This is a genomic window from Mesorhizobium sp. 113-3-9 (assembly GCF_016756515.1).
Classification (GTDB): domain Bacteria; phylum Pseudomonadota; class Alphaproteobacteria; order Rhizobiales; family Rhizobiaceae; genus Mesorhizobium.
The window spans coordinates 7,307,913-7,331,321 of record NZ_AP023246.1 but is presented as its reverse complement, the minus strand read 5'-3'; the positions used below and the strand labels follow the sequence as shown (position 1 = coordinate 7,331,321).

At 60.4% G+C, this 23,409-nt stretch carries 23 protein-coding genes; 13 read left to right on the top strand and 10 right to left on the bottom strand.

Annotated features, from left to right (window positions below):
- Nucleotides 1-122 precede the first annotated feature (122 nt).
- From nifA to MesoLj_RS34970, 8 genes are all read right to left on the bottom strand, one after another.
- On the bottom strand, nucleotides 123-1,883 hold the full coding sequence (nifA, locus tag MesoLj_RS35005) for a nif-specific transcriptional activator NifA (RefSeq protein ID WP_044548983.1): 1,761 nt from the start codon (nucleotides 1,881-1,883) through the stop codon (nucleotides 123-125).
- 156 nt (nucleotides 1,884-2,039) lie between these two features.
- Entirely contained in the window at nucleotides 2,040-2,339 is a 300-nt protein-coding gene (locus tag MesoLj_RS35000; protein ID WP_006333856.1) for a ferredoxin family protein, read from the bottom strand.
- Between the two features lie 12 nt (nucleotides 2,340-2,351).
- On the bottom strand, nucleotides 2,352-3,659 hold the full coding sequence (locus tag MesoLj_RS34995; RefSeq protein ID WP_027056558.1) for an FAD-dependent oxidoreductase: 1,308 nt from the start codon (nucleotides 3,657-3,659) through the stop codon (nucleotides 2,352-2,354).
- An 11-nt stretch (nucleotides 3,660-3,670) separates the two neighbouring features.
- A complete protein-coding gene (locus tag MesoLj_RS34990; protein WP_202324402.1) occupies nucleotides 3,671-4,774 on the bottom strand; it encodes an electron transfer flavoprotein subunit alpha/FixB family protein in 1,104 nt (367 codons plus the stop codon).
- Nucleotides 4,775-4,794: 20 nt separating this feature from the next.
- Entirely contained in the window at nucleotides 4,795-5,646 is an 852-nt protein-coding gene (locus MesoLj_RS34985) for an electron transfer flavoprotein subunit beta/FixA family protein (protein WP_202324399.1), read from the bottom strand.
- A 186-nt stretch (nucleotides 5,647-5,832) separates the two neighbouring features.
- Nucleotides 5,833-6,216 (bottom strand): nitrogenase stabilizing/protective protein NifW, encoded by a 384-nt coding sequence (gene nifW / locus MesoLj_RS34980; protein WP_199201487.1) that lies wholly within the window; start codon nucleotides 6,214-6,216, stop codon nucleotides 5,833-5,835.
- Nucleotides 6,197-7,453 (bottom strand): cysteine desulfurase NifS, encoded by a 1,257-nt coding sequence (nifS, locus tag MesoLj_RS34975; protein WP_199201488.1) that lies wholly within the window; start codon nucleotides 7,451-7,453, stop codon nucleotides 6,197-6,199. Before nifS ends, nifW begins: the two co-directional genes overlap by 20 nt.
- A 524-nt stretch (nucleotides 7,454-7,977) precedes the next feature.
- The gene (locus MesoLj_RS34970; protein ID WP_171903241.1) at nucleotides 7,978-8,133 is read right to left on the bottom strand and encodes a hypothetical protein; all 156 of its coding nucleotides are present in this window, start codon (nucleotides 8,131-8,133) and stop codon (nucleotides 7,978-7,980) included.
- A 34-nt stretch (nucleotides 8,134-8,167) separates the two neighbouring features.
- On the opposite strand from MesoLj_RS34970, the gene MesoLj_RS34965 reads away from it, so the two are divergent.
- The 4 genes from MesoLj_RS34965 (at nucleotide 8,168) to MesoLj_RS34950 (ending at nucleotide 11,846) form a co-directional block, all read left to right on the top strand.
- A complete protein-coding gene (locus MesoLj_RS34965; RefSeq protein ID WP_244730954.1) occupies nucleotides 8,168-10,066 on the top strand; it encodes an ABC transporter ATP-binding protein in 1,899 nt (632 codons plus the stop codon).
- 618 nt (nucleotides 10,067-10,684) lie between these two features.
- Nucleotides 10,685-10,888: a CCE_0567 family metalloprotein gene (locus MesoLj_RS34960; protein WP_027033180.1), complete on the top strand. Its 204-nt coding sequence runs from the start codon at nucleotides 10,685-10,687 to the stop codon at nucleotides 10,886-10,888.
- Nucleotides 10,885-11,202, top strand: coding sequence for a ferredoxin III, nif-specific (fdxB, locus tag MesoLj_RS34955; protein ID WP_096453599.1), 318 nt, complete (start codon nucleotides 10,885-10,887; stop codon nucleotides 11,200-11,202). The genes MesoLj_RS34960 and fdxB overlap by 4 nt, the downstream gene beginning before the upstream one ends.
- Nucleotides 11,199-11,846 carry a nitrogen fixation protein NifQ gene (locus MesoLj_RS34950; protein WP_202324397.1) on the top strand — a complete coding sequence of 216 codons (648 nt, stop codon included), beginning with the start codon at nucleotides 11,199-11,201 and terminating at the stop codon, nucleotides 11,844-11,846. Before fdxB ends, MesoLj_RS34950 begins: the two co-directional genes overlap by 4 nt.
- On the opposite strand, the gene rpoN is transcribed toward MesoLj_RS34950, so the two are convergent.
- Together rpoN and MesoLj_RS34940 are read right to left on the bottom strand one after the other, a co-directional pair.
- Nucleotides 11,843-13,297, bottom strand: a complete 1,455-nt coding sequence (gene rpoN / locus MesoLj_RS34945; RefSeq protein WP_096453603.1) for an RNA polymerase factor sigma-54 — start codon at nucleotides 13,295-13,297, stop codon at nucleotides 11,843-11,845. The genes MesoLj_RS34950 and rpoN overlap by 4 nt on opposite strands.
- A 74-nt stretch (nucleotides 13,298-13,371) precedes the next feature.
- The gene (locus MesoLj_RS34940) at nucleotides 13,372-13,920 is read right to left on the bottom strand and encodes a peroxiredoxin (RefSeq protein WP_096458527.1); all 549 of its coding nucleotides are present in this window, start codon (nucleotides 13,918-13,920) and stop codon (nucleotides 13,372-13,374) included.
- Between MesoLj_RS34940 and MesoLj_RS34935 the strand changes: the two genes are divergently transcribed.
- The 9 genes from MesoLj_RS34935 (at nucleotide 13,910) to MesoLj_RS34895 (ending at nucleotide 23,394) form a co-directional block, all read left to right on the top strand.
- A complete protein-coding gene (locus MesoLj_RS34935; protein ID WP_202296339.1) occupies nucleotides 13,910-14,071 on the top strand; it encodes a hypothetical protein in 162 nt (53 codons plus the stop codon). The genes MesoLj_RS34940 and MesoLj_RS34935 overlap by 11 nt on opposite strands.
- A gap of 852 nt (nucleotides 14,072-14,923) precedes the next feature.
- Nucleotides 14,924-15,355: a hypothetical protein gene (locus tag MesoLj_RS34930; protein ID WP_010913581.1), complete on the top strand. Its 432-nt coding sequence runs from the start codon at nucleotides 14,924-14,926 to the stop codon at nucleotides 15,353-15,355.
- Nucleotides 15,356-15,372: 17 nt separating this feature from the next.
- The gene (locus MesoLj_RS34925; RefSeq protein WP_010913582.1) at nucleotides 15,373-16,590 is read left to right on the top strand and encodes a cytochrome P450; all 1,218 of its coding nucleotides are present in this window, start codon (nucleotides 15,373-15,375) and stop codon (nucleotides 16,588-16,590) included.
- 38 nt (nucleotides 16,591-16,628) lie between these two features.
- A complete protein-coding gene (locus MesoLj_RS34920) occupies nucleotides 16,629-16,874 on the top strand; it encodes a ferredoxin (RefSeq protein WP_027056547.1) in 246 nt (81 codons plus the stop codon).
- Between the two features lie 211 nt (nucleotides 16,875-17,085).
- Nucleotides 17,086-17,625 (top strand): nuclear transport factor 2 family protein, encoded by a 540-nt coding sequence (locus tag MesoLj_RS34915; RefSeq protein WP_010913584.1) that lies wholly within the window; start codon nucleotides 17,086-17,088, stop codon nucleotides 17,623-17,625.
- A 183-nt stretch (nucleotides 17,626-17,808) separates the two neighbouring features.
- Nucleotides 17,809-19,449, top strand: coding sequence for an SDR family oxidoreductase (locus MesoLj_RS34910; protein WP_202324393.1), 1,641 nt, complete (start codon nucleotides 17,809-17,811; stop codon nucleotides 19,447-19,449).
- 250 nt (nucleotides 19,450-19,699) lie between these two features.
- The gene (locus tag MesoLj_RS34905; protein ID WP_202324391.1) at nucleotides 19,700-20,743 is read left to right on the top strand and encodes an LLM class flavin-dependent oxidoreductase; all 1,044 of its coding nucleotides are present in this window, start codon (nucleotides 19,700-19,702) and stop codon (nucleotides 20,741-20,743) included.
- Nucleotides 20,744-21,250: 507 nt separating this feature from the next.
- Nucleotides 21,251-22,159 (top strand): phosphoenolpyruvate mutase, encoded by a 909-nt coding sequence (gene aepX, locus MesoLj_RS34900; RefSeq protein WP_010913588.1) that lies wholly within the window; start codon nucleotides 21,251-21,253, stop codon nucleotides 22,157-22,159.
- A 44-nt stretch (nucleotides 22,160-22,203) separates the two neighbouring features.
- On the top strand, nucleotides 22,204-23,394 hold the full coding sequence (locus tag MesoLj_RS34895) for an aminotransferase class I/II-fold pyridoxal phosphate-dependent enzyme (RefSeq protein WP_202324388.1): 1,191 nt from the start codon (nucleotides 22,204-22,206) through the stop codon (nucleotides 23,392-23,394).
- The last annotated feature ends 15 nt before the right edge of the window (nucleotides 23,395-23,409 follow it).

Sequence of the window (23,409 nt, the reverse complement as noted above, 5' to 3'; positions counted from 1 at the left end):
GCGACACGGTTTTGTCAGGTCGCCGACAACGGTCAAAAGCAACGCGAAAAGTGACGTCTTGTCTCAGTTACGCCCGGTGCGGGCAGCAACCGCGCCCCCACGTTTGATGTCATCAGGGACGTTTAGAACTTCTTCACTTCGATATGATGCCGGCGCAGAGCATAGCCGACCTGCCGCGGCGTGAGACCGAGGAAACGAGCCGCCTTGGCCTGAACCCAGCCGGCTTTCTCCATCGCATCGATCAGTCGGTCGCGTTCCGTCAGACGCTGGTTGATTGCTGGGCAAGCTGGATGGTTGGGGTCGCAGGTCTCGCCGGGCGATGCCTCATTCTGGGAGGGGCCGACTCGCATGGCAGGCAGCGGCGATCCAACCGGCATCATATTGCCACGTGCGAACTCGTCGACGGCATAGGCGCCGTGCGAACGGCCGACTCCTTTCCACAGAAGCGAAGAAAGGCACTGGCTGTTCTGGCAGGCGAAATCCGACGGAGTGATTGTCATTGAACGCGCAAGTGTGGCCGTCCGTCGCACACAATTCTCCAACTCACGCACGTTGCCAGGGAAATAGCATTGCGAGATCAGGTCAAGCGCCGACGGCGTGAAGGCAAGATCGCGATGGTTCTCCTTGTTGAATCTATCGAGGAGAGCTTTGGCAAGGCGTGGAATATCGCCCGGCCGCTCTCTGAGGGGAGGCAAGACTATTGGCACCACATTGATGCGGTAATAAAGGTCGGCCCTGAACTCTCCATTCCGGACAGCCATCTCGAGGTCCTTGTTGGTGGCGCATATGAGCCGCACGTCAACCTTTAGGGTCCTGGTGCCGCCCACTCGCTCAAGTTCTCCTTCCTGCAAGACGCGCAACAGCTTGGCTTGAAAGGCAGGCGAAATCTCGCCGATTTCATCAAGCAGCAGGGTTCCGCCATTCGCCAATTCGAACCGGCCGGCGCGCTGCAGGATAGCCCCGGTGAAGGCGCCCTTCTCGTGGCCAAAGAGCTCCGATTCCAAGACGCTTTCGGGCAATGCGGCGCAGTTCAATTTGACGAAGGATTTCTCCCTCCGATGCGAAAGCTTATGGATGGCCTGTGCAAAGAACTCCTTGCCGGTACCGCTTTCGCCTCGCAGAAGCACGGTGGAATTGGTCCTGGCCACGACCGAGACGATCTCCAGCACTTGCTTGAGTGCGGGACTTTCTCCGATGATTCCGTCGATCTTGACATGCGGATGTCGGGCCGGATGGGTCCTGTCCTCGTCGAGCGATTGCTCTGGTCTCGGTTGCTTCTCGATAAGTCGCTGACCAGCCGTGCTCAAAGTGCGATGCAGGCGGATGGTCCGGCCGACCAGATTGGCGACCATGGCCAGGAAACGTAAGTCCTCCTCGTAACGGAACTTGGTGGTACCGTTCCTGACCCGGTCGATCGACAGCGTCCCGAAGATCTTTTCCTCAGCCTTTAGCGGGACACCGATAAACGCAGTTGCGATCGTGCCGCTGGTCGATTGAGGATCGGCCTGAAACAGCTCCGACGTGCTTGTGTCTTGTATGACGATCGGCACTCCAGTAGCGACGATTTTGTCTATTACGGCCTGGGGTATGACACTGCCGATGGCTGACTGAGGCACAGCGCCGCCGGTAGTTGCGCTAATCTGCGGCTCTCCTTCAGCGTCCAGGACGACAATTGCGCCATGACGCATTTGCACAAACGAGGAGAGGATATTCGCGACATTGGCAAGCGTAATCTCCAGCCGGGTCGGGGCAGTCAGAATCTTCGATATCTCGTAGATTCCCCCGAGCAAGCTGTCCGCATTGCGCGCCGCTTCGACCGCAGGTTCAGGCGGGGTGTTCCGAGATACAATTTCACCGACCTGATCTGGAAGCATGTGAGCCATGCAAACACCTCAAGGGTTGTCCAAGGTGCTCCTCCCAGGCCCTTTTTTGTATTTTGAGTTCCAGAAACATAGTATTTTCAGCCTTTCGGCAATTGTGAACAATATTGGCGGTCTTGACCGCATTCCGAGCCTCTCGTTTCCCGCTCTTTGCGCCAGTCATCCGAACTTGAAGAGAACGCCGAAGCCGCCGCGCGGGTAATTCCACACGATCTCACCGCTGGCCTCGCACAGCACGCGACAGGTGCCGCATTCCATGCAGCCGTCGGAAGTGGTCTCCACCTGTCCCTTGTCGTTCAACTCATAGCATTTGGCCGGGCAGATGTGTGTCAGCGCGAGCAGGTTCGCGCTCGGCCTCTCGTGCGGTCGCACTTTGATATGCGGGCGGCCCGGATCGACCAGATAGCGGTTCTGATAAAGCTTCTCCTCGACACGTAACTTCGTCACGGCCATCGTCATCCTGTTTCTCCTTCAGCGCCAGGCGAGTGCCAGGCGGACCACATCGCTGATCAGCCCCCAGCGCGAACGCGCCTTGATGAAGGCAGCAGTGGTCGCCTTTTCCTTCTCGATTTTCGGGGTTCCGTCGACCCGCATGAAGTTCTGCGCGGCCTGCGACATCAACTGCGGGTAAGTCATGAAGAAATTGCGGGAATTGGTGTGTATCAGGGCCGGCATGTCCTTATATTTCATCAGGTCTTTGACTACGAAGGACTTGTCCAGCATGGTCTTGTAGAGGGCGAGGTTCCTCCTGATCATCGGCTGGTTGCGGCCCTTGATCTCAATGATTGCCTCGCCCGCGATGCGACCGGAAGTCATGGCAAGGTTCGAACCCTCGCGGTGAATAGCGTTGTTCAGTTGGGCGGCATCACCGACCGCCACCCAACCGTCGCCGAAGAGCTGCGGAATTGCCTTGTAGCCACCTTCGGGAATGAGATGCGCGGAATACTCCTTGACTTCCGAGCCCGCGATCAGCGGCCGGATCGAAGGATGGTTTTTGAAGTTGTCGAGGAGGACGTAAGGGCTCTCCATTGTCTGGGCGAAATCGGAGACGAGGCAGCCAATGCCGAGAGAGATCGACTCCTTGTTGGTGTAGAGGAAGGCCAGTCCGGCCATGCTGCGGGAAATCGTGCCCGCCGCTTCGATCACGCAGCCTTCGTCGCCCTGGAGGCCGAACCGCTGCTCAATGACCTCATCGGGTAGGAAATGCATTTCCTTGACAGCGAGCGCCACGCTTTCTGGCTTCGGCATCTTGCGCAGGCCGGCCCGTGTACCGAGCAGTCCGTTGACACCTTCTGCGAGCACGACGACGTCCGCGTAGATCGGCCCGCCAGCCCGGTCGGTGCGCACGCCGATCACCTTGCCGCTGGCATTGCGGACAAGTTCGGTCACCGTCGTCTCGCACAGCACCGTCGCGCCGGCCTGGCGCACCTTGCGCGAAAACCACTTGTCGAATTGGGCGCGGATGATCGTGTAGCGATTGGGCTTCGCCTCGTTGAAATCGTCCGATCGATACTGCATCCCGGTGTGGGAGGTGTCGTCCATCACCCAGAATCGCTGCTCGACCAGATGCCGCTCGAGAGGCGCATCATCCCGGAAATCCGGAATGATTTGCTCCAACATGTCGGCGTACATGATGGCGCCCTGGACATTCTTGGAGCCCGGATACTCGCCGCGCTCCAACTGCAGCACCGTCAGGCCCTGGCTTGCCATGGTGTAGGCGGCCGCGTTTCCGGACATACCGGCCCCGACGACGATGGCGTCGAATTCTTCCTCGATCATGGCCCTCTCCCTTAGCTCGCAAGCTTGTCGTGGCTGTGCGGCGACAGCCGCCGGGTGAAAGCTTCCGTCAATGCCGGCAGGAAACGGATTGCGTCGGTGACGATGCCGAGATGGGCAAATTCGAAGATCGGGGCGTTCGGGTCGGTGTTGATGGCTACGATCAAATCAGCCCCCTCCACGCCAACCCGATGCTGAATGGCGCCGGAAATCCCGGCCGCTATGTAAAGCTTTGGCCGGATGGTCTTGCCCGTTTGGCCAACCTGCCGATCGGCAGGCATCCAGCCCTTCTGGACCAACGGGCGCGAACAGCCATATTCGGCGCCGATTGCCCGCGCTAGATTCTTCACAAGCTGCAAATTCTCCGCTGAGCCGAGACCGAGGCCTCCGGCAACCACGATGTCGGCGTAGGCGAGATTTGCCTTTGCCGACTGGCGATCGAGGTTGAAGCCAAGGACTTTGGTGATGATCTCTTCCTCGGTCATTGACAGCTTGTGCCGGATGACACGCCCGACCGGCTTGTCCGTCCGCGGTGGCATGGCCATAACCCTCGGTCGTACGGTGGCCATCTGCGGCCGGTAGTTCAGCGTATAGATCGTGCACAGCAAGGAACCGCCGAAAGTCGGACGGGTCGCGGCGAGCGAACCGTCGACCACATCGAGTTCGGTACAGTCGGCAGTGAGCCCTGTCAGCAAGGTCGTCGCTACTGAGCCAGCGAGATCCCTGCCGAGCGTGGTCGCACCGAGAAGCAGGATCTCCGGTTTGTGGGTATTGACCAGATCCGTCATCGCCTTGGTGAAAGGCTCGTTGCGATAGTCGGCAAGCAGCGGTGCCTCGACCAGGTAGACAAGCTCGGCGCCGTAAGCGAAGGCCTCGGCAACGGCATGCTGCGTGGCCTCGCCCGGCGGTCCGAGCACGATCCCCGCAAGCTGGATGCCTAGCTTGTCGGCGAGCTTGCGGCCTTCGCCAAGCAGTTCGAAGGACACGGGATGGACCTCGCCGCGTTCCAGTTCGATGAAAACCCAGACGTGCCGATAGTCCCTAAAGTGCTCAGGCAATTCCCTCTTGATGCCGGCACGGCCGGCGGAAGGAGGAGCTTCGCGGTTCGCGTTCGACATCATCTCTCCTTGCCGTTCCGTCACTGGCCGCCGTCGAAGGCGAGTTCGTGTTCCAGCGCTGGCTGGCGGGTAAAGATTGCGGCGATCAGTTCGTCAGCGAGGTCGTGCTGCGTCTTGTCGGTCATGTCGATCTGCGTCGCCTTTTCCGCCCTCGTGGTTGGGGCGAAAACGCGCTTGACGACCGTCGGCGAGCCGCGCAGGCCGCATTTGTTGAGGTCCTCAATGCCAGCTTCGGCCGCGCTCCATTTCACGATCTGGCTGCGCGCGGCGCGCATGGCGTCCTCGAGCGAGCCTCTGCGGATTTCGTTGGTGCCTTCCAGCATTGTGATGAGGCAAGGCAGCCTGCTTTTCAGCATCTGCGTACCGCCTTCCGAACGGCGCTTGACGGTGATCTCGCGAGCATCGACATCGATAGAGTCGATCTTCGCCACATAGGTGAACTGCAGGAGGCCGAGGCGCTTGGCGATGCCGGGCCCGACCTGGGCGGTATCGCCGTCAATCGTCTGCTTGCCGGCGAAGACGATGTCCGGCGCGCCGAAGGTCTCGCCAATTCTCACGATTGCCCGAGAAAGCGCGAAGGAGGTCGCCAGCGTGTCGGAGCCGGCAAAACAGCGGTCGGTCAAGAGTACCGCGCGGTCGGCGCCATAGGTGAGCGCCTTGCGCAGCGCATCTTCTGCCATCGGCGGACCCATCGTAAGCACGGTGACCTCGCCGCCATGGGCGTCGCGCAATCTCAGTGCCTCTTCGAGGGCGAACAGGTCGTAAGGGTTGATGATGGTCGGCACGCCCTGGCGCATGATCGTGTTCGTCACCGGGTGGACACGTATCTGCGCGGAGTCCGGCACCTGCTTGATACAGATTACAATGTGCATTGCGTCTTTCTCGGCTCCAATCCGCAAGCGGCCCTGGCGTTCATCTCCTTCGCAGCATCATTCGTGCCAACCGCTTTGCGTTGCTCTGTTTCCTTTTGACATGGGGTTGTTTTCTTCCGAACGGTACCGTCGTGATGACCGAGTTTGTCGGCTTTTCGACATTGTCGCGTCGCACTCGTGTCGCGTTCATTCTGTCCCGAACCGCTTCAGGATCGACTCGAACGGGACAAAGGTGTGGTCCCGAGTGGCCGGTTTGTCGGGATCGTGCTCTTTGAGCACCTTGAAGACCCGGTGGGTGAGTGGCGAGGATGTCGCGAAATCCTCATAGGCGCGTTCCAACGTCGCACGCGCCCGCGCGGCGATCACCCCGTCGGGAAGACCGGCGAAATCCTCTTCAGCGAGATATTGGCCCATGCGCTTCAGGATATGCAGCCGTGAGACATTGAGCACCCTCGGATCATAAGAGATGCCAAGGACTGCGAAGAACTCCTCCGCAGCCGACAGGCTCTTCAGCCGGGCGAGGATGTCGGTGACATCGATGGCGCGGCTTTCAGCGAAACAACTGCGCATTGCATTCTCCTGGGCCGGAAACGGTTGTCGGGTTTGCCTTGTCGCCCAGGCCTGGAGTTGATTGAAGTTCTCTCGCCTGGCTGGCAGATGGGGAAAGCTCACGCAGCTTCTTCACGATCCCGGGCATGACCTCGAGCACCCGGTCGACGTCCTCCTCGCCGTTGTTGCGCGAAAAGGAGAAACGGATTGCACCGTGTGCCGCGTTATTGGGGATATTCATCGCCACCAAGACGTGGCTCGGCTCCAGCGAGCCGCAGGCGCAAGCAGAGCCGGAGGAGCAGGCAATGCCCTCGCGATTGAGGAAATGCAGTATGCCCTCACCTTCGATATCTCCAAAGGCGATGTTTGCGGTATTCGGCAACCGCTTTAGCAGATCGCCGGCGACGAAGGCGTCTGGGATGCTTTGGAGAAGTTCCTTCTCCAGGCGGTCGCGCAACGCCTTTACCCGTGTGTTCGCGTCGTCCATGAAGTTCAAGGCAAGATCGGCTGCCACGCCGAGGCCGACGATGCCTGGCGTATTCTCCGTGCCGGCGCGGCGGTTGCCCTCCTGGCCTCCCCCCTTGATCAGCGGACAGAAGCGCACGCCGCGCTTTATATAAAGTGCGCCGATCCCTTTCGGTCCGTGTAATTTGTGACCGGAGAGAGACAGCATATCGATTGCCGTCGATTTCAGGTCGATCGCAAGCTTGCCGACCGCTTGCACCGCGTCGGTATGGAAAAGGGCGCCGACTTCTTTGGCCAACTCAGCAAGCTCGACCACCGGGAAGATCGTTCCGGTCTCGTTGTTCGCCGACATGATCGAGACGATCGCCACGCGCGGGGTGAGGGCGGCCTTATAAGTGTCGAGGTCGAGCCGGCCGTGGCGATCCACCGGGATCCTATGCACCTTGATGGCGCGCGTCTTCTCCAGGTGGGCGCAAAGCGTCAGCACGGCCGAATGCTCGACTGCGGAAGTCACGATCTCTGTGCGCTCAGGCATCACCTCGAGCGCTGAAAGGATCGCCGCGTTGTCGCTTTCCGTCCCGCCCGAGGTGAAGGTGATCTCGTCGTCGAACTCCGCGCCGATGAGCGTTTGCACCTGCAGGCGCGTCTTTCTCACCGCCGCCCCGGCGGAAGCGCCAAAATCGTGGCTCGACGAAGGGTTGCCGAAATGGTCGGTAAAAAACGGCAGCATCGCTTGAACGACTTCCGGATCGACCCGTGTCGTTGCGTTGTTGTCCAGATAAACAGGTCTCATGGATGTGATCCTTCTCCTGAGCGCAATCACACAAGGCGCACGCCCGGTCTGTCATGATGATGATGATGGTCAGCCGAAGGAGTTGCCGCCGCCACATTCGGCCTGCGCGCTTCTTGGCGCCGGCGCGGCAACCCGCCTCGACCTTGGTGCGCCAGCGTTGCGCCGGCTCGGCCCCCGGCAAGCGCGGTCTTTAGGTCACGGCGTTCTCGGTGCGCTTGATCATGGACTGTCTCTCCTTCAGGCCGGACGCGTTCGCGAACAGCTACGCATGGACCGTGCCAAAGAAGGGAATCATTTCAAAACAACATGATGGCTCTAACACTGCTATGTCGCATTTCCGACATCGGCGGGAATTGTTCAACGCGGAACGCCGTTGAATCGGGCGTAGATTCCGCTTCGCGTGAGGAGTAATCCTGTCGGGCCGTTCGCCAAGGATGCCCGCGCGACCGAGGCGTCCTGTCGGGTTTGTCGAGTGCGCGACACGCCACTGTTACGCCCCCGTTGCCCTGCTGAGATCTCGTTTGTCATTGTAGAATATGCAGAAAATTCTTCTGAGCTTCTTTCTGAGCCTTTGGCGCGGCTTTTGCGGTTCTCTCCTCGTAGGGCAGCGCGTGCCCGCGGCCGATATTCATCTCGCGGGTGACATCGCGATCGATGGAACGAAGGAAAGAAACCAACATGTCAGCTCCAGATCAGCCACCCGCATTCCGAGCGATGTTTTCGTCCTCACGCAGACCTTCCATTTCGGGTTTCTTGAGACCGAGCGGCCTGCTGCGCTCTTACAAAGCCACGCGGCGTTTTCACATCGATCTACGCGGCGCCGCCTTTCGCGACGTTTTCGCCTTCACCATGCGCCACTGGAGCAGGCAACCGGTCCGGCTCCCGATCATTATGATCGCGGTGCTGGTGGCAACGCTCCTTGACGTTCTGACGCCGCTCTATTCCGGACGGCTCGTAAACGCGGTCGCCCAAGGAGCGGCAGCCGACGCCGTCGTGTGGGATGCGGCACTTGCGGCCTTTTCAATGTTGATTGCGCTCGCACTCGGCGCCGTCGTCATGCGCAACATCGCCTTCATTGCCGTCAATGACTTCATTCTGAAGATGATGTCGGACATCGCCAGCGACGCGTTCCATCGCGTCCAGCGCTTTTCGACCGATTGGCATGCGAAAACCTTCGCCGGCTCTACGGTGCGCAAGATCACGCGCGGCATGTGGGCGTTCTGCCTCCTTAACGACACGATCCTTCTTGCCTTGTTCCCGTCGCTCATCATGCTCGTGGGGTCGAGCGTTCTGCTCGGCTGGTATTGGCCGATGATGGGGCTGATCATCGCTTGCGGCTCGGTTGGCTATGTGGCGCTGATCATTGTCCTGTCGCTCGGCTATGTGGCGCCAGCCGCAAACCTCGCCAACAACTGGGATACGAGGCTTGGCGGCTCGCTTGCGGACGCGATCAGCTGTAACGCTGTGGTCAAAGGCTTCGGCGCCGAGGGGCGGGAAGATCATCGCCTGGCGAAAGTTATCTCCAAGTGGCGGCACCGCACCCTCCGGACCTGGGTGCGCGGGACGGTCAGTGCTGCATTCCAGGGGATCATGCTTCTTGCGCTGAGAGCGGCTTTGATCGGCTATGCCTTATTTTTGTGGTCGCGCGGCCAGGCTACCCCAGGTGACATCGCCTTGGTGCTCGGGTCTTTCACCGTCCTGTATGGGTACTTGCGTGATGTTTCCATACACGTGCGCAACATCCAGCGCTCTGTAAATGAGATGGAGGAACTGGTCCAAACCTACAGCCAGCCGCCCGACGTGGCCGATGTTCCGGGCGCCAAGCCGATCCGGATCACGAAGGGTCACATCGATTTTGAGAGCGTCCATTTCCACTACGGCAATCATTGGTCGCCCTTCTACAGCGACTTGTCGATTTCGATTGAGGCCGGCGCACGGGTCGGTCTGGTCGGCCCCTCTGGCTCCGGCAAGACCACCTTCGTCAAGCTCATCCAGCGGCTTTACGACCTGGATGCTGGACGAATCTTGATCGATGGGCAGGACATCTCGCGGGTGACGCAGGGCTCGCTGCGCTCCCAGATCGCGATCGTACAGCAGGAGCCCCTCCTGTTCCACCGCTCGCTGGCCGAGAACATAGCCTATGGGCGGCCGGGTGCTTCTCGGTCCGATGTCGAGCAGGCGGCGCGGCTCGCCAGCGCGCATGACTTTATTGCGCGCCTGCCGAACGGCTACGGTACGCTGGTCGGCGAGCGCGGCGTTAAGCTTTCAGGCGGCGAGCGCCAGCGTGTGGCGATAGCGCGCGCCTTCCTCGCCGATGCCCCGATCCTGATTCTGGACGAGGCGACATCAAGCCTCGACTCGGAATCGGAGGTGCTGATCCAGAAGGCGATGGAGCGGCTCATGGTCGGGCGCACCACGCTCGTCATTGCGCACCGGCTTTCGACGGTGCGGGCACTCGACCGGCTGCTTGTCTTCGACCGTGGTTGCATCACCGAGCAGGGCGACCATGCCGCGCTGATCCGTCGCGACGGCATCTACCGCCGCCTGTTCGAGCGGCAGGCCTTGGAACTGACAAAGGGGGAGTGGGATGAGACCAATGTGCAACGCGGTTGAACGCGGCGTGAATTCAGCTTGCCTCCCCAGCAATCCTGTCGGGCCGGTCCTGAAAAGGCGGCCGCAACCTGTCGTCGGGCTTGTCCAATCCACGACACGCCTGGTGCCGGCCTGTCTTCCTGCCGCGCTCTTGAGCAAACCCATGAATGGGATGAAGACAACTTTTTATGAGCTGCGTCCTGCGTTCCCGGCACGGCGCTTGAGGCTTCCTCCTGAGGCGGCAGCCGCCTCGCGATTATTTAGATCCTGGTTGATGCGATCAATGGAGCGAAGGAAAGCAACGCGCCGGATCCACGCGAGATCCGCCTTCTCTGGCATAGGGGCGTCGCCAAATCGACACCCTCACGATATGCGCTCACCGCCCGCGTCGACGTCGGGAACAAGATCTTGATTGTCGTCTGCGCTCAACCGCTCTTATGCCGAACTCGAAGGATACGGACCTGCGTCTCGCCGCGCGGGATTGCATAAGCTGGCTGCAGCGTCCATCGGCATCACCGGTTCGGCTTCGAGACGTTCCGGAAACCCGCCGAGGCCGGCGCGCCGGCGATGCGCTCGTGGCCATCGAAGCGCGTCCCGACATGGCGCGGGCGTAACGACCGGCTTGCGAGGAAGGGGATCATGTCAGACCTTGCGCTGTTGCAGAAGAAGGTCCGCAAGCTGCAGTCGCGCGCGGGAGCCGCCAAGATGGAATTGCACGACCTTGCCGAGGACCTTCCGGTCAACTGGACCGAGATCGAGGCGGTCGCCTGGAAAGCCTTCGAGGTTTTTGCCGAGTTGGATGCGGCAAAGGAAGAACTCGCAGCGTTGGAGAATTCACAATGACGGGCGCTTTCGTCACCCGCGACGGCTCTCCCTGGACGCCGCACTATCTGACGGCGATCGATGGCGCGACCTGCATCGGCTGCGGCCGCTGCTTCAAGGTCTGCTCGCGCGAGGTCATGCACCTTCATGGCGTCGATGACGCAGGCGAAATCCTCGGCATCTGCGCGGGCGAGGACGACGACTTCGACGGCGAGCTCAACCGCATGGTCATGATCGTCGACCATGCCGGCCGCTGCATCGGCTGCGGCGCCTGCGGCCGCGTCTGCCCGAAGAACTGCCAGACCCACCTTGCGGCCGACCAGCTTGCTGCATGAGCTGGGAACAAGACCAGCAGAACGGCGCCACATTCGCCCATCACCGTGGCTGTTTCAGCACCAGCCAATGGCCGCCGACAGACCAGGCGGCGGCGTTCGACCGGCATGTGCTTGCCTGTGTTTTCTACCTCGCGTTCGAGGAGGTCGAGGCCGGCAAGGCGACCGCGACCGAAGCAACCGGCCTTTCGCGTGCCGACCTGCGAGATGTCATGACACGCTATTTCCCGGCTGTTCCCGTCAACGCCTTCGCGCTGGAAAAGCTGACCGATCCCGAGCCGGATATGGAGGAAGGGCTTCTGCGCGGCTTGCTTATTGGGCATGCCAGGCCAGGCGATCCGGCGAGCCCCCTCTTCGCCAAGATCATCGCCAGGCGCAGTTTGCGCAATGACCATCTGTGGCAGGACCTTGGCCTTTTCAATCGGGCCGAACTCAGCCGCTTAATGGCCAGGCATTTCCCGGCGCTGGCGGCCGGCAACACCAAAAACATGAAATGGAAGAAGTATTTCTATCGTAAGCTCTGCGAGGCTGAAGGCCTTTCGCTATGCACCGCGCCCAGTTGTCAGGAATGCGGCGATTTCGAAAGCTGTTTTGGCCCGGAGGAAGGCGAAAGCCACTTGGCACGGATCAAGAACGGGCTCGCTTAAGAGCCGCTTTCGTCGCCGCCGCCGACCGGGCTTGATTGGCATCGAAGACGCACGCGCTTTTCCCGGCGACGTCGCGCGGAGGACGGGATGTTCAGCGCCTCACGATATTTCGCAACGGTGCGGCGAGCAATGTCGATCCCGGTTTCCTTGAGCCGGGTGGCAATGTCGTCGTCTGAAAGCACTTCGTTGGGCGATTCCACGGCAACCATCGCCTTGATTTGATGGCGGACAGCTTCGGCGGAGTACGCGTCGCCGCCTTCGGAGGAGCCGATCGCGACAGTGAAAAAATACTTCAGTTCGAACACGCCGCGCGGGGTCAGCATGTACTTGTTCGACGTTACCCGGCTTACCGTCGACTGGTGCACGTTGATCGCATCCGCGACAGTCCTGAGATTGAGAGGCCGCAGGTGGGCGACCCCATGTTCAAAAAAGGCGTCCTGCTGGCGGATGATTTCAGCCGCTACCTTGAGGATCGTCTTGGCGCGCTGATCAAGGCTGCGGATTAGCCAGTTCGCGTTTTGGAGGCATTCGTTGAGAAATGACTGATCTTTCGAATTTTGAGCGCTTAGGCGGGAGACCTGGGCAAAATAGTTTTGGTTCATCAGCAGCCTAGGCAGCGTGTCTGGATTGAGTTCGATTTGCCACCCACCTCCGGGAGAGGGCTGGACCAAGACGTCGGGAATGATCGATTCAGGCCCTCCGGATTGGAATCGGTTTCCGGGCTTGGGATCGAGCGCGCGGATTTCGTGCAACATTTCGAGAAGGTCGTCTTCATCGACACCGCAATGGCGCTTCAATGTTTGAAAATCGCGTCGCGCCAGCGCTTCAAGATTGGCGACCAGCGCTGCCATTGCCGGGTCGAACCTGTCTAGCTGCCGCAATTGTATCTCAAGGCATTCGCTGAGAGTTCGCGCAAAAATACCCGGTGGATCGAACTGCTGCAAGGTTCCGAGAACCCGTTCCACAACAGCCTCCCGGACATTCAGGCTGCGGGCCAGTTCCGAAAGGTTCACCGGAAGGTATCCGGTGTCTTCCAGATGACCGGCAAGCTCGCCAGCTATTCGCCGCTCCAGCGGCGCGAATGCGCTGAGAGCGATCTGACGAGCGACATGGTCGTGCAATGTTTCGATGGACGTCCAGGAATCTTCGAACGCATGGTTTCCCCCCGGTTGGACATTGTTTTTGCCGCGGATTGATTTCCACTGCGAGGCCCGATCCGATATTCCGCCCGTGGTCGGCCCGATGCGCGGGTTCCCGGCCGAAATCGACGGAATGTCCTTCGGCGCCCGGTTTGAGGCCCGTTCCAGAAAGGGGTTCTTCTCGATTTCCTGCTCGACGAACTGATGCAGTTCGGGATGCGCCAGTTGCAACAGGCGAATGGATTCCATCATTTGCGGCGTCAAAACCAACGATTGCTTCTGACGCTGAAGCAGGCTTGCTGAGGACTCCATGGCTAGCGTGAAACTCCTACCGAGCGACCCTTCGCCTTGTGCAAGGGGATTTTCGAGACGTTGACTCGTCTAGATCATGCAGCCGTCACGGCTTTGGCGGCTCTCAACGTTTCAAGGACGTTCTGCGGCGACGATACGCCATAGGGATCGGCCTCGCAGTTGTCGCAGAAACCGTCCTCCTCGAAGCACTGCTCCACTACGCCATTGTTGATCACGGCAGCGTAGCGCCAGGAGCGCATGCCGAAGCCGAGATTGTCCTTGGCAACCAGCATGCCCATCTTGCGGGTGAACTCGCCCGAGCCGTCTGGGATGAGCTGGACTTTCTGCAGCCCCAGGGCCTTGCCCCAGGCATTCATGACGAAGGCATCGTTGACGGAAACGCAGTAGATCGCGTCAATTCCCTCCTTCTCGAACTCGTCGTAGAGCATTTCGAAATCGGGCAACTGCAAGGTCGAGCAGGTCGGGGTGAAGGCACCGGGCAGCGAGAACAGGATGATGCGCTTGCCGCGGAAATAGTCGTCGGATGTCTTGTCTTCCCAGCGGTACGGGTTTGGCCCCTCGATGGAGTCATCGCGAACACGCGTGCGAAAGGTGACGAAAGGAACCTTTTTTTTGACGGTCATCAATGTGCTCCTGGAGGAAAACTGGTGCGCTGCTTTTTCGGTTGAAACTGACACGGCATCGACCTCGGCCGGCAATTCGGCCGGGCGCCGCGCGTTTTGTGTCGGCCTTGGATCAGCCATGGCAAAACCGCTCGCAAGCACGGGCGTCTGAAGAAACGAGCTCTCGATTTGCCGCGGCAACGAGAACGGTACGCGCTTGTACGGGGCGTCGCGATGTCAGCAATGGTCTTACTCCTGGCCACCTTGTGATGGGTTCTGCCGAGTACGACGCAAGCGCCATGCCATTTGATTTTAGGCTTGGGTTCACACTGTTTTTTGCAGCGACCCTCTTTGCCTTGAGCGGCCAGAACCATGCCTTCGCCGAGACCGAGCGCGCCCATAATCACCAGATCGTGGGCTCTGGGCGGAGGGGATCCCCTTTATGGGTATCAAGCCGCGACCCTCTTTGTCCGAAGCTGGACAAAAATGTCGGAAGTCGGACCGGAGGGTCGCCGGGTCGCCGGGTCGCCGGCGCGGCGAACACGTGGCTCGTATTCGAAGCGAAAATCTGGGCTCAAACTCGGAACGAGGGACAGGAGTCGATCGGGGTTAACCTGACGAGGGTCCCTATGGCCTCCGTTCTCAGGATTGAGACGGCTGACAGGCCCACGCGCTTCGCCCTATCGACGCTCGCGAGACCGCTTCGAAATCGACAACGGGTACAAAAAAGCCAGCACGTCCATTAGCAAGCTGGCCATGTGATCTTTCTGAACCGCGCTTGCGTGAGGCGGGCACGGTCCCAAGGTGATGGAAAAAGCCGCCTTGTGCTCTCGGAGCATTTTGAAGCTGCCGCGACTTTGCTGTCGGGTTTGTCATGTCCGGGACAGCCAGGCTTGCGGCTGCGCATTCGTTCAAGCTGTTGAATGATATGTAGAAAATCTCCTGCAGGGCTCTTTCCGCGCCGTTGGCACGACTTTTGAAGCTCTCATGTGAGACGGCAGGAGATACCGACTGGCGTCCATTCGTGAGTGATATCGCGCTCAATGCAATGAAGGAAGACGACATGTCAGGTCAGCGTCAGTTCAGATTCTATCCGAAACGGGCATTGCCCGCGGAATGCAATATCGACCGGCGTGACTGGCGTCACCGTCACAACCGCCCGGCACCGGCCAATGGCCACCGATCGATCTGCAGATACGGTTCGACCAGAATGTGCTTGCTCCTGCCCTCTCGCCGGCGCTTGAGGAGACCGGCGAGCACTTCGGCGGCCAACCGGTCTTTCGCGTGCCGCGCTGCGGATATCCTCGCAGAGATGATCGACCCCGAACCGCTGTGGAGCAAGAGCTTCATTCCGGTTCGCCGTTCGAAGCTGGAAAACGCCGGGTCTCCGACGATTTCGCTCGTCGGCTCTCTAGATGACCAAGATGCCATGGTGCGCGGCCTGGTTAGTGGTTAGACGGCAGGAGAAATGCAATGGCGATCAACCCGGTCCCAGATCATGTCCCGCCCGAAATGGTGAGAGACTTCAGCCTGTTCACATCGCCAGGCATGCCACCAACGCCCAACGGGGATCCACACGCAGCCGTCGCTTGCGCCCATGACGGGCCTCCGATCTTCTATTCCCCCTACAACACGCAAGATGGCCGGGGCACCTGGGTCATCACCCGCGCCGCAGATCAGCGTAAGGTGCTGCAGGACACTGAAACTTTTTCCAGCCATCGCAGCATCTTCTCCTCCATACTGGGCGAAACCTGGCCGACGATCCCGCTTGAGCTCGATCCACCGGCCCATGGCGCATTTCGCTCACTGCTCAGTCCGCTGCTTTCGCCCAAGCGGGTGACGGCACTGGAACCGGCTGTCCGTGAGCGAGCGATAGCCCTGATCGACCGGATCACCGCATCGGCCACGAGCTGCGACGTCATGAAGGATTTTGCCTTTCCGTTCACTGTCAGCATCTTCCTTCGGTTTCTGGGGTTGCCGGATCAGGGACTCGATACATTTGTCGGCTGGGCGAAAGATCTGCTCCACGGCGACGATGTGGAACGACCTGTGGCTGCCCGCAAGATTGTGGCTTTCATCGATGAACTTGCAACCAATCGCCGCAAGGATCCGGTCGACGATCTCATGACCTTCATCGTGCAGGCACAGATCGAGGGCCGCCGGCTAACCGACGGGGAGATCCGTGGCATCGGCGTGCTTGTGTTCGTCGCGGGACTTGACACTGTCGCAGCAGCTATTGGCTTTGACCTGGCTTATCTAGCGCGCAACCTCAAGGATCAGGAACTGCTGCGCAGCGAACCGGCCCGCATCCTGCTCGCAACCGAAGAGTTGCTGCGGGCCTATCCGCCCATTCAGTTGATCCGCGTGGCTACGAAAGATATCGACTTCGAAGGCGCGCCGATCCGAAAGGGGGACTATGTTTCGTGCGCCACGATGATTGCAAATCGCGACCCGGAGGAATTCGAATCCCCCAACACGGTCGATCTGGCGCGAGATCACAACCGCCACGCCGCCTTTGGCTATGGTCCCCACCGTTGCCTTGGCTCACACCTTGCCCGGCGCGAGATTGTCATTGGCCTGGAGGAATGGCTGGCGCGCATACCGACCTTCCGGATCAAGGAGGGTACAGCGCCCATCACCTGTGGCGGCCATGTGTTCGGGATCGAAAATCTGATCCTGGACTGGTCATGACCATCGCCGAGCCATGCCAAGACAATGGAGGCAGCGCTATGCGCATTATCGTCCACAATGCCAAATGCCAGGGTCACGCGCGATGCTGGGCGCAAGCGCCGGACATCTTCAAGCTTGATGACGATGGCTACATCCTGCCCGGTGACATTCAGGTTGCGGAGGGGGAGCAACTGCTTGCGTCACAAGGCGCGCGATCCTGCCCCGAACGTGCGCTGGAAGTCGATCGCACCTCGGCAGCGCGGTTCGAACCAGCCGCCATGCAACCAAGAACTGGGGAAGCTTAGGTGGAATCGACGAGACGTGGCCCCACACCGCAAAGCAAGATGTCCGGCCGCTTCCCTGCCAACCTCCTCTCCGGCATCGAGACCTCAATGACACGCACGCGACACGTGAAGTTCGTCTCCGTTCTGGCTTCTTCAGTTGCCGATCGGTTCGACCTTGCACGCACCTAGAGGCACGAAACGCCTCTTCCAATCTCAAATTTGCGACAGAGCGATGGGCCAGGCAAAAATCACCGAACTGCGCGACCGCGAGGCGATCCGCGACTGCCTTTATCGGTACTGCCGCGGCATAGACCGCGCGGATGAGGCTGCGCTGCGCAGTGCATATTGGCCCGATGCGCATGACAATCACGGTGCCTATCGCGGCTCAGCCGAGGGCTTCTTTGAGTTTGCGCTTGGTCTCTTCAAAACCGGACCGCGCTTAATCCACCAGATCACGAACGTCTTGATCGAATTCATCGACCCGTCGGAGGCCGTGGTCGAAAGCTATTTCACCGCGCTGCAACGCGGACCAGACAATGACGGAGAAGCACGCCAGGTGCTTCTCTGCGGCCGTTACTGCGATCTTTTTCAGAAGAGGGAAGGGGCGTGGCGCATTGCCGAACGGACCGTCGTTTACGATTGGCTCGAAGAGCAGACCCCACCAGCGGTCCCCGAGGCAGAACGGTTCGGCTTGCGGCAACCGATCGGAGCAGCGCATCCCAATGACCCGGTTTACGCGCTCAGGAAGCGCCGCAGCTCGTCATCAAAATGAAAATGCCATGCATGTCACCACAATGCTTTCCAAGGCTCCCAATTGCGGAGCCGCGTCGCGGGAGCGGTCGCGGAACGCAACACGTCTACCCGGTATGGAAACTCGCCGTCACCAGGACGTCCGCGACCGGTCTTGCGGCTGACTCGCGTCGATATCTCTGACGCTGGCTGCGGAGAGGTTCATATGAAGCAGGCAGGACGGGTCGTCATCATAACGGGAGCGGCAGGCGGAATCGGCCGTGCGCTGGTCGAGATCGTTGCCGCCGATGGAGACATCGTCGTTGCGGTGGACCTTCCTGGCAGCGGCGTTCTTGAACTGGCCGGCGGTCTCGGCCATCCGCATCTGGGCCTCGAATGCGATGTCTCACGAGAAGAGGACATTGTCGCCCTATACGGCCGCATCGAAGCGCAGTTCGCGAAAATCGATGTTCTCGTCAACAACGCGGCGATAGGACCCGCCATGGCTGCGACTATCGACACCGGTTTCGAGGCCTTCCGACGCGTGCTGGCAACAAATCTGATCGGGCCTTTCATCATGGCCGGCGAAGCGGCGAGGCGCATGCAGCCCGGCGCTGCCATTGTCAACGTCGCTTCGCTGGCGGGCGTGCTCGGCAATCCCAAGCGCAACGCCTATGCCAGCTCGAAGGCAGGCTTGATCGCTCTCACGAGATCGCTTGCATGCGAGTGGGCCTCGCGCGGCATCCGCGTAACGGCGGTAGCGCCAGGATACGTGCGCACGCCGATGGTGGCGGAACTGGAACGTGCGGGCAAGATGGACCTCGCGGCCGTGCGCCGCCGCGTGCCCATGGGGCGAATGGCGCGCCCCGACGAGATCGCTCGGGCCGTGCGTTTTTTGGCCAGCGCACAGACGGGCTACATCACAGGATCGGTGCTGACGGTCGACGGCGGTTGGATGTCGTTCAACCAGCCGGGCGACGCGCACCCGCCGGTCGACGAGACGCCTCGAGGCGAACTCTTCCGGCCGGCCGAACGAACTGGCGCGCGCACAGTGGTCGTGACGGGCGGCGCGAACGGTATAGGCGCCGCCGTCGTTCGCCGCTTTGCCGCGAACTCCGACACAGTCGTGATTGCTGATAAAGATGGTGCTGGGGCGGCAGAACTCGCTGATTTGCTGGGCGGCAGGCACGTGGCGAAATCCGTCGACTTGGCGGTCGAGAGCGACGTGGTGGCGCTGTTCGAGGAAATACGGGGGCGCTTCGGTCGCATCGAGGTCCTCGTCAACTGTGCTGCTATTGCCGATACGTTTGTGCGAGGGATCGAAATCCCGCAACAGATCGAGCGGGTGCTGGACGTCAATCTCACCGGCACCTTCACCTGCGCGCGCGAGGCGATCAAGTCGATGGACGCCGGCGGCGTAATCCTCAATCTTGGATCGATCAATAGTTTCCTGCCCTTCGTGCCGCGCCATGCCTATGGGGCGTCCAGGGCGGGTATGAACATTCTGACCCGGTGCATGGCGGCCGAACTCGGGTCGGTCGGCATCCGAACGGCCACCGTCGCTCTTGGCTATATCCGTACGCCTGACATTGCTCAGTTGGTCGAGTCCGGCTGCATCGATTCCGTAGCGATCAAACGGCGCATCCCGATGGGGCGGATGGGAGAGCCCGAAGACGTCGCCGAGGCAGTGTTCTTTCTGGCCTCGCCTGATGCCTCATACGTAAACGGCTCGACCCTCTACGTGGACGGCGGCTTGACCTCGTTGGCTGACGCGCGAAACGCCCAGCCAACCGATCAAGAAAATCCAACGGAATGTTCGCCGGCGACGGGTTGCGGTTCGTCGAAGCCGACGAGGTTCGAGGATTGAGACTGCGGCTGCATGGAACGTGCCAAGCGCGGCTTGCCAAGTGATCGTCTTCATCGGTGACGGAAAACTCGTCATCAGGGTCGAATGACTAGCCAGGTTTTGGCGCTTGCCTGCGGCCGCCGAACGATAAGCGGCTTTGCGCAAGATCGTCGACTACGTCGTCGCCAGGCCGCATCGATACCGCGACCCACCCGCAATCGGCACAAGTCGAAGGCTTGATTGGCCACTTTGTGTAAACGAGGGACACGCCATGGAATTCGCGACGTTCATCTTGGCGGCCCAGCGAGGCTATCATCAATCGTGCGACAGCGTCATCGGTAACTCCATTGAACAGACAATCGCTTCAGAGCAGGCTGGCTTCAACACCGCTTGGTTCGCCGAGCACCACTTCAACAATTACAGCCTGGTTCCCTCGCCCTTGATGATGGTGGCGCACTGTGCTGGCCTTACGAGCACCATTCGCCTTGGCACCGGTGTGTGTGTGCTGCCGCTATATCAACCGCAGCGCCTGCTCTCCGAGATCGGCTTTGCCGAGATCGTTTCGAACGGCCGCCTCGAACTCGGCGTCGGCTCGGGATACCAGCAGTTCGAGTTCGAGCGCTTCGGCGTCGATGTCGATCAGGCGCCGGCCGTGTTTGCGGAATACCTGGATATCCTTCTCAAGGGCCTTAACCAGAAGGTCTTCGAGCACAATGGCCAGTATGAGAAGATACCTTTAACGGCGATTTCGCTGCGCACCATCCAAAGGCCAGCCCCACCGATCTGGATCGCCTGCGGGTCCGCGCGAAGCATGTGCCGGGCCTATCGTGAGGGCCACAATCTTTTCGTCACGGCGTTCCACAACGGCTTGGAAAACTTAAGAACGCTGCGTGAGACCATCGAGGCAGCAGCGGCCTCGCGGGGTAAGGATGTCACCGCCGCCAAGATAGGGCTTCTGCGCTGCTGCTATGCCAGCGACGATCAGGCGGAGATCGACAGCTATCTCGACAACGCCCGCTTCCAGCGCCGGCTATCTGAAGCATTTCATCAGCGCCGCCAGCAGAGCCGGGACGGCTATCTGCTGCAGGAAACACCGACGCAGCAGGATCTGTCGTTCGAGACCATGCGCCAGAACCTGCCGATCGGCAGCGTAAGTCGCGTCATCGATCGCCTGCTGGAAGAGATAAGTATCCTGAAGCCGGACCAGATCGCAATTCAGACCCAATTGGGAGATTTCGACCAAAAGACGATGCTACGCCAGATTGAGCTCTGGGGAGACAAGATCATCCCATCGATCAACAAGTCGCTTGGTTAGGTCAAGGCTTGAAGTTCGGAACGGCCACTGGGGGAGCTGAAATCTCGCATGCCGATGCTCGACACTTCGTCCATGAGGCATGGATAAATAATCAAGCCGACCGGCGATCACCGGGATCGAAGACCAACGTCGTCCGTCCTTGCCTGCACGGACCGCCGGTCTTCCGCTCCCTGTCCATCTCGCTTGAGACCGTTGATCGGCAGCCTCGGAACGGCCGCCATGGCGTAGACGAATAGCCACTCCCGCTACCCCTCTTGTGTCCGAAGTTGGACGAGGATGTCGGAAGCCCGACAAATGTCGAGAGGGGACCTGGCCCGCCGGTATGGAGAACTGGTGCGGCGCAGGTGGTTCGCCAATTCGGCACGCGCCTTGCTTCATTGATTCTGTATGTGTGCACGACAGTGGCAGATCGCCGATCGGTGGGCAGAGCGGTTCGCCTCTGAAAGTACTTCGTCGGCAGCGATGACAGGCTTGTCGGCTGGACAGCGTCGGTGGAGGTGAGACCGTATGGTGGAGAGGCAGTCTGGTGCGCAGACGCGAGAGAGCTTGCGCCGAATGATCGCGTCCAGTGAACTCGCCTTCGCAATGGAGGCTCATGACGGCCTTTCGGCGGCGATTGCCGAGCGCGCTGGCTTCAAGGCGCTCTGGGCGTCCGGCCTCTCGATTTCATCCAGTCTCGGATATCGAGATGCGAACGAAGCTTCCTGGTCCCAACTCGTCGATGTCGTTGAGCGAATTTCCGACACGGTGGACATTCCAGTCCTCGTCGACGGGGACAGCGGGTTCGGGAACTTCAACAATGCCCGTTTGGTCGCCCGCAAGCTGCGCCAACATGGCGCGAGCGGCATATGTATCGAGGACACGGCGTTCCCGAAAATGAACTCGTTCATCGGTGATCGGCACCCGTTGGCCGATATTCCCGAGTTCTGCGGCCGGCTTAAGGCGGTGAAGGACCAAGTGCCGGATGCGGAGTTCGTTCTGGTCGCCCGGATCGAGGCGCTCATCGCCGGCCGCGGAGAGGATGAGGCGCTGGCGCGAGCACAAGCCTACGCTGAGGCCGGCGCCGATGCTATTCTGATTCATTCCCGCAAGTCCAACGCTGAGCAGATTTTCGCCTTCACGCGCGCCTGGCAGAACCGCCTTCCGGTCGTGATCGTGCCTACGAAATATTACCGCACACCGGTCTCCGCGTATCGGGCGGCCGGAATCTCCACGGTCATATGGGCGAACCACAACATGCGCGCGGCGATCTCGGCCATGCGCCAGGTCTGCGACCGCATCCTCCGCGAAGAAAGTACCGCCGGTATCGAGGACGAGGTGGCGACGCTCGACGAACTCTTCGATCTGCTCAATTACCAGGAACTCTCAGCGGCGGAAGAGAAATATCTGCCGCAGACGGCGACCGGCGTGCGGTAGCAGGCCCAGCCCGTCTTTGAAAGCAAACGAAAACGGGAGCGCACATGCTTGCGCATCGGACAAACCTGTTCGGTACATCGGGTACCGCCGCGGCGCGCGCTGCCGCAAAAGCGGCGGCCGATGCTGGCAAGGAGATCGTCGATCTGACCGCCGGCGAGATCTGGAGCGAGCTTGCTCCCACGATTCGCGACGGCGCGATCGACGCCATCAATAAGGGCGTCAATCGCTATACCGATACGGTTGGCATGGTGGAGCTGCGCGAGGCACTGGCGCGGAAGATCTCCCTCGATACCGGACAGATCTGGAAGGCCGAGGAAGTTGCCGTGACGTCCGGAGCGAAGCAGGCCTTGTTCAATGCCGCAATGGTGCTGCTGAACCCGGGCGACGAGGTCATCATCCCGGCGCCTTACTGGACAACGTTTCCGGCCCAGGTGCTAATCGCCGGCGGCACACCGGTCTTCGTCGACACCAGATCCAACGGTTACGTCCCGCGCCCCGAGCACATCAAGGAGGCGGTCACCGAACGAACGCGGGCGATCGTCGTCAACACGCCCAGCAATCCGGCCGGTGCGGTCTACGATGTTGAGACCCTGATGGCCATCGCTCAACTGGCGGTCAGCCACAACCTGTGGATCATTTTCGACGAGTGCTATGGCGACTTCGTGCATGAGGATCATACCCACCATCCGATCGTCTCGGTCGCCCCCGAAATTCGAGCACGCGCGCTGATCGTCAGCTCCTTCAGCAAATCGCTGGCATTGACCGGCTGGCGCATCGGCTATCTGGCGGGTCCAAAAGAGGTGATCAATGCCGTCAACGCGCTGCAATCGCACACCACTTCGAATCCAAACGTAATTGCCCAGCACGCGGTGCTCGCCCATTTGCAAAGGGGTGGCTCGGACTATGAAGGCAAGCTGCGTTCACGCCTCACAAGCGCCAGACGGATCGGTCTTGACGTGCTTGCTTGGTTGACGCGTGTACCGGTCCCCAGGGCGCAAGGCGGCTTCTATTTCTATCTCGACCTTTCCCATCTGCTGCGATCGGCATCGGAAGACGGCGCCTCAACGACAGCCGACGATATCGTGACGGCACTGCTTGCCGAAACTGGCGTCGCAGCTGTGTCGGGCGCCGCGTTCGGTGACCCCGCCGGCCTGCGCCTGTCCTATGGAATTCCATCTGAAAAACTCGCGACCGGCCTGGCCCGGCTCGTCGAATTCCTCAACTCCTGGAAATGACACCGCAACACAACG

What these genes read in the sequence shown, in the direction of transcription:
- nifA (WP_044548983.1), bottom strand. Translation starts at nt 1,883, where the DNA reads ATGGCTCACATGCTTCCAGATCAGGTCGGTGAAATTGTATCTCGGAAC.
- MesoLj_RS35000 (WP_006333856.1), bottom strand. Translation starts at nt 2,339, where the DNA reads ATGACGATGGCCGTGACGAAGTTACGTGTCGAGGAGAAGCTTTATCAG.
- MesoLj_RS34995 (WP_027056558.1), bottom strand. Translation starts at nt 3,659, where the DNA reads ATGATCGAGGAAGAATTCGACGCCATCGTCGTCGGGGCCGGTATGTCC.
- MesoLj_RS34990 (WP_202324402.1), bottom strand. Translation starts at nt 4,774, where the DNA reads ATGTCGAACGCGAACCGCGAAGCTCCTCCTTCCGCCGGCCGTGCCGGC.
- MesoLj_RS34985 (WP_202324399.1), bottom strand. Translation starts at nt 5,646, where the DNA reads ATGCACATTGTAATCTGTATCAAGCAGGTGCCGGACTCCGCGCAGATA.
- nifW (WP_199201487.1), bottom strand. Translation starts at nt 6,216, where the DNA reads ATGCGCAGTTGTTTCGCTGAAAGCCGCGCCATCGATGTCACCGACATC.
- nifS (WP_199201488.1), bottom strand. Translation starts at nt 7,453, where the DNA reads ATGAGACCTGTTTATCTGGACAACAACGCAACGACACGGGTCGATCCG.
- MesoLj_RS34970 (WP_171903241.1), bottom strand. Translation starts at nt 8,133, where the DNA reads ATGTTGGTTTCTTTCCTTCGTTCCATCGATCGCGATGTCACCCGCGAG.
- MesoLj_RS34965 (WP_244730954.1), top strand. Translation starts at nt 8,168, where the DNA reads ATGTTTTCGTCCTCACGCAGACCTTCCATTTCGGGTTTCTTGAGACCG.
- MesoLj_RS34960 (WP_027033180.1), top strand. Translation starts at nt 10,685, where the DNA reads ATGTCAGACCTTGCGCTGTTGCAGAAGAAGGTCCGCAAGCTGCAGTCG.
- fdxB (WP_096453599.1), top strand. Translation starts at nt 10,885, where the DNA reads ATGACGGGCGCTTTCGTCACCCGCGACGGCTCTCCCTGGACGCCGCAC.
- MesoLj_RS34950 (WP_202324397.1), top strand. Translation starts at nt 11,199, where the DNA reads ATGAGCTGGGAACAAGACCAGCAGAACGGCGCCACATTCGCCCATCAC.
- rpoN (WP_096453603.1), bottom strand. Translation starts at nt 13,297, where the DNA reads ATGGAGTCCTCAGCAAGCCTGCTTCAGCGTCAGAAGCAATCGTTGGTT.
- MesoLj_RS34940 (WP_096458527.1), bottom strand. Translation starts at nt 13,920, where the DNA reads ATGACCGTCAAAAAAAAGGTTCCTTTCGTCACCTTTCGCACGCGTGTT.
- MesoLj_RS34925 (WP_010913582.1), top strand. Translation starts at nt 15,373, where the DNA reads ATGGCGATCAACCCGGTCCCAGATCATGTCCCGCCCGAAATGGTGAGA.
- MesoLj_RS34920 (WP_027056547.1), top strand. Translation starts at nt 16,629, where the DNA reads ATGCGCATTATCGTCCACAATGCCAAATGCCAGGGTCACGCGCGATGC.
- MesoLj_RS34915 (WP_010913584.1), top strand. Translation starts at nt 17,086, where the DNA reads ATGGGCCAGGCAAAAATCACCGAACTGCGCGACCGCGAGGCGATCCGC.
- MesoLj_RS34910 (WP_202324393.1), top strand. Translation starts at nt 17,809, where the DNA reads ATGAAGCAGGCAGGACGGGTCGTCATCATAACGGGAGCGGCAGGCGGA.
- MesoLj_RS34905 (WP_202324391.1), top strand. Translation starts at nt 19,700, where the DNA reads ATGGAATTCGCGACGTTCATCTTGGCGGCCCAGCGAGGCTATCATCAA.
- aepX (WP_010913588.1), top strand. Translation starts at nt 21,251, where the DNA reads ATGGTGGAGAGGCAGTCTGGTGCGCAGACGCGAGAGAGCTTGCGCCGA.
- MesoLj_RS34895 (WP_202324388.1), top strand. Translation starts at nt 22,204, where the DNA reads ATGCTTGCGCATCGGACAAACCTGTTCGGTACATCGGGTACCGCCGCG.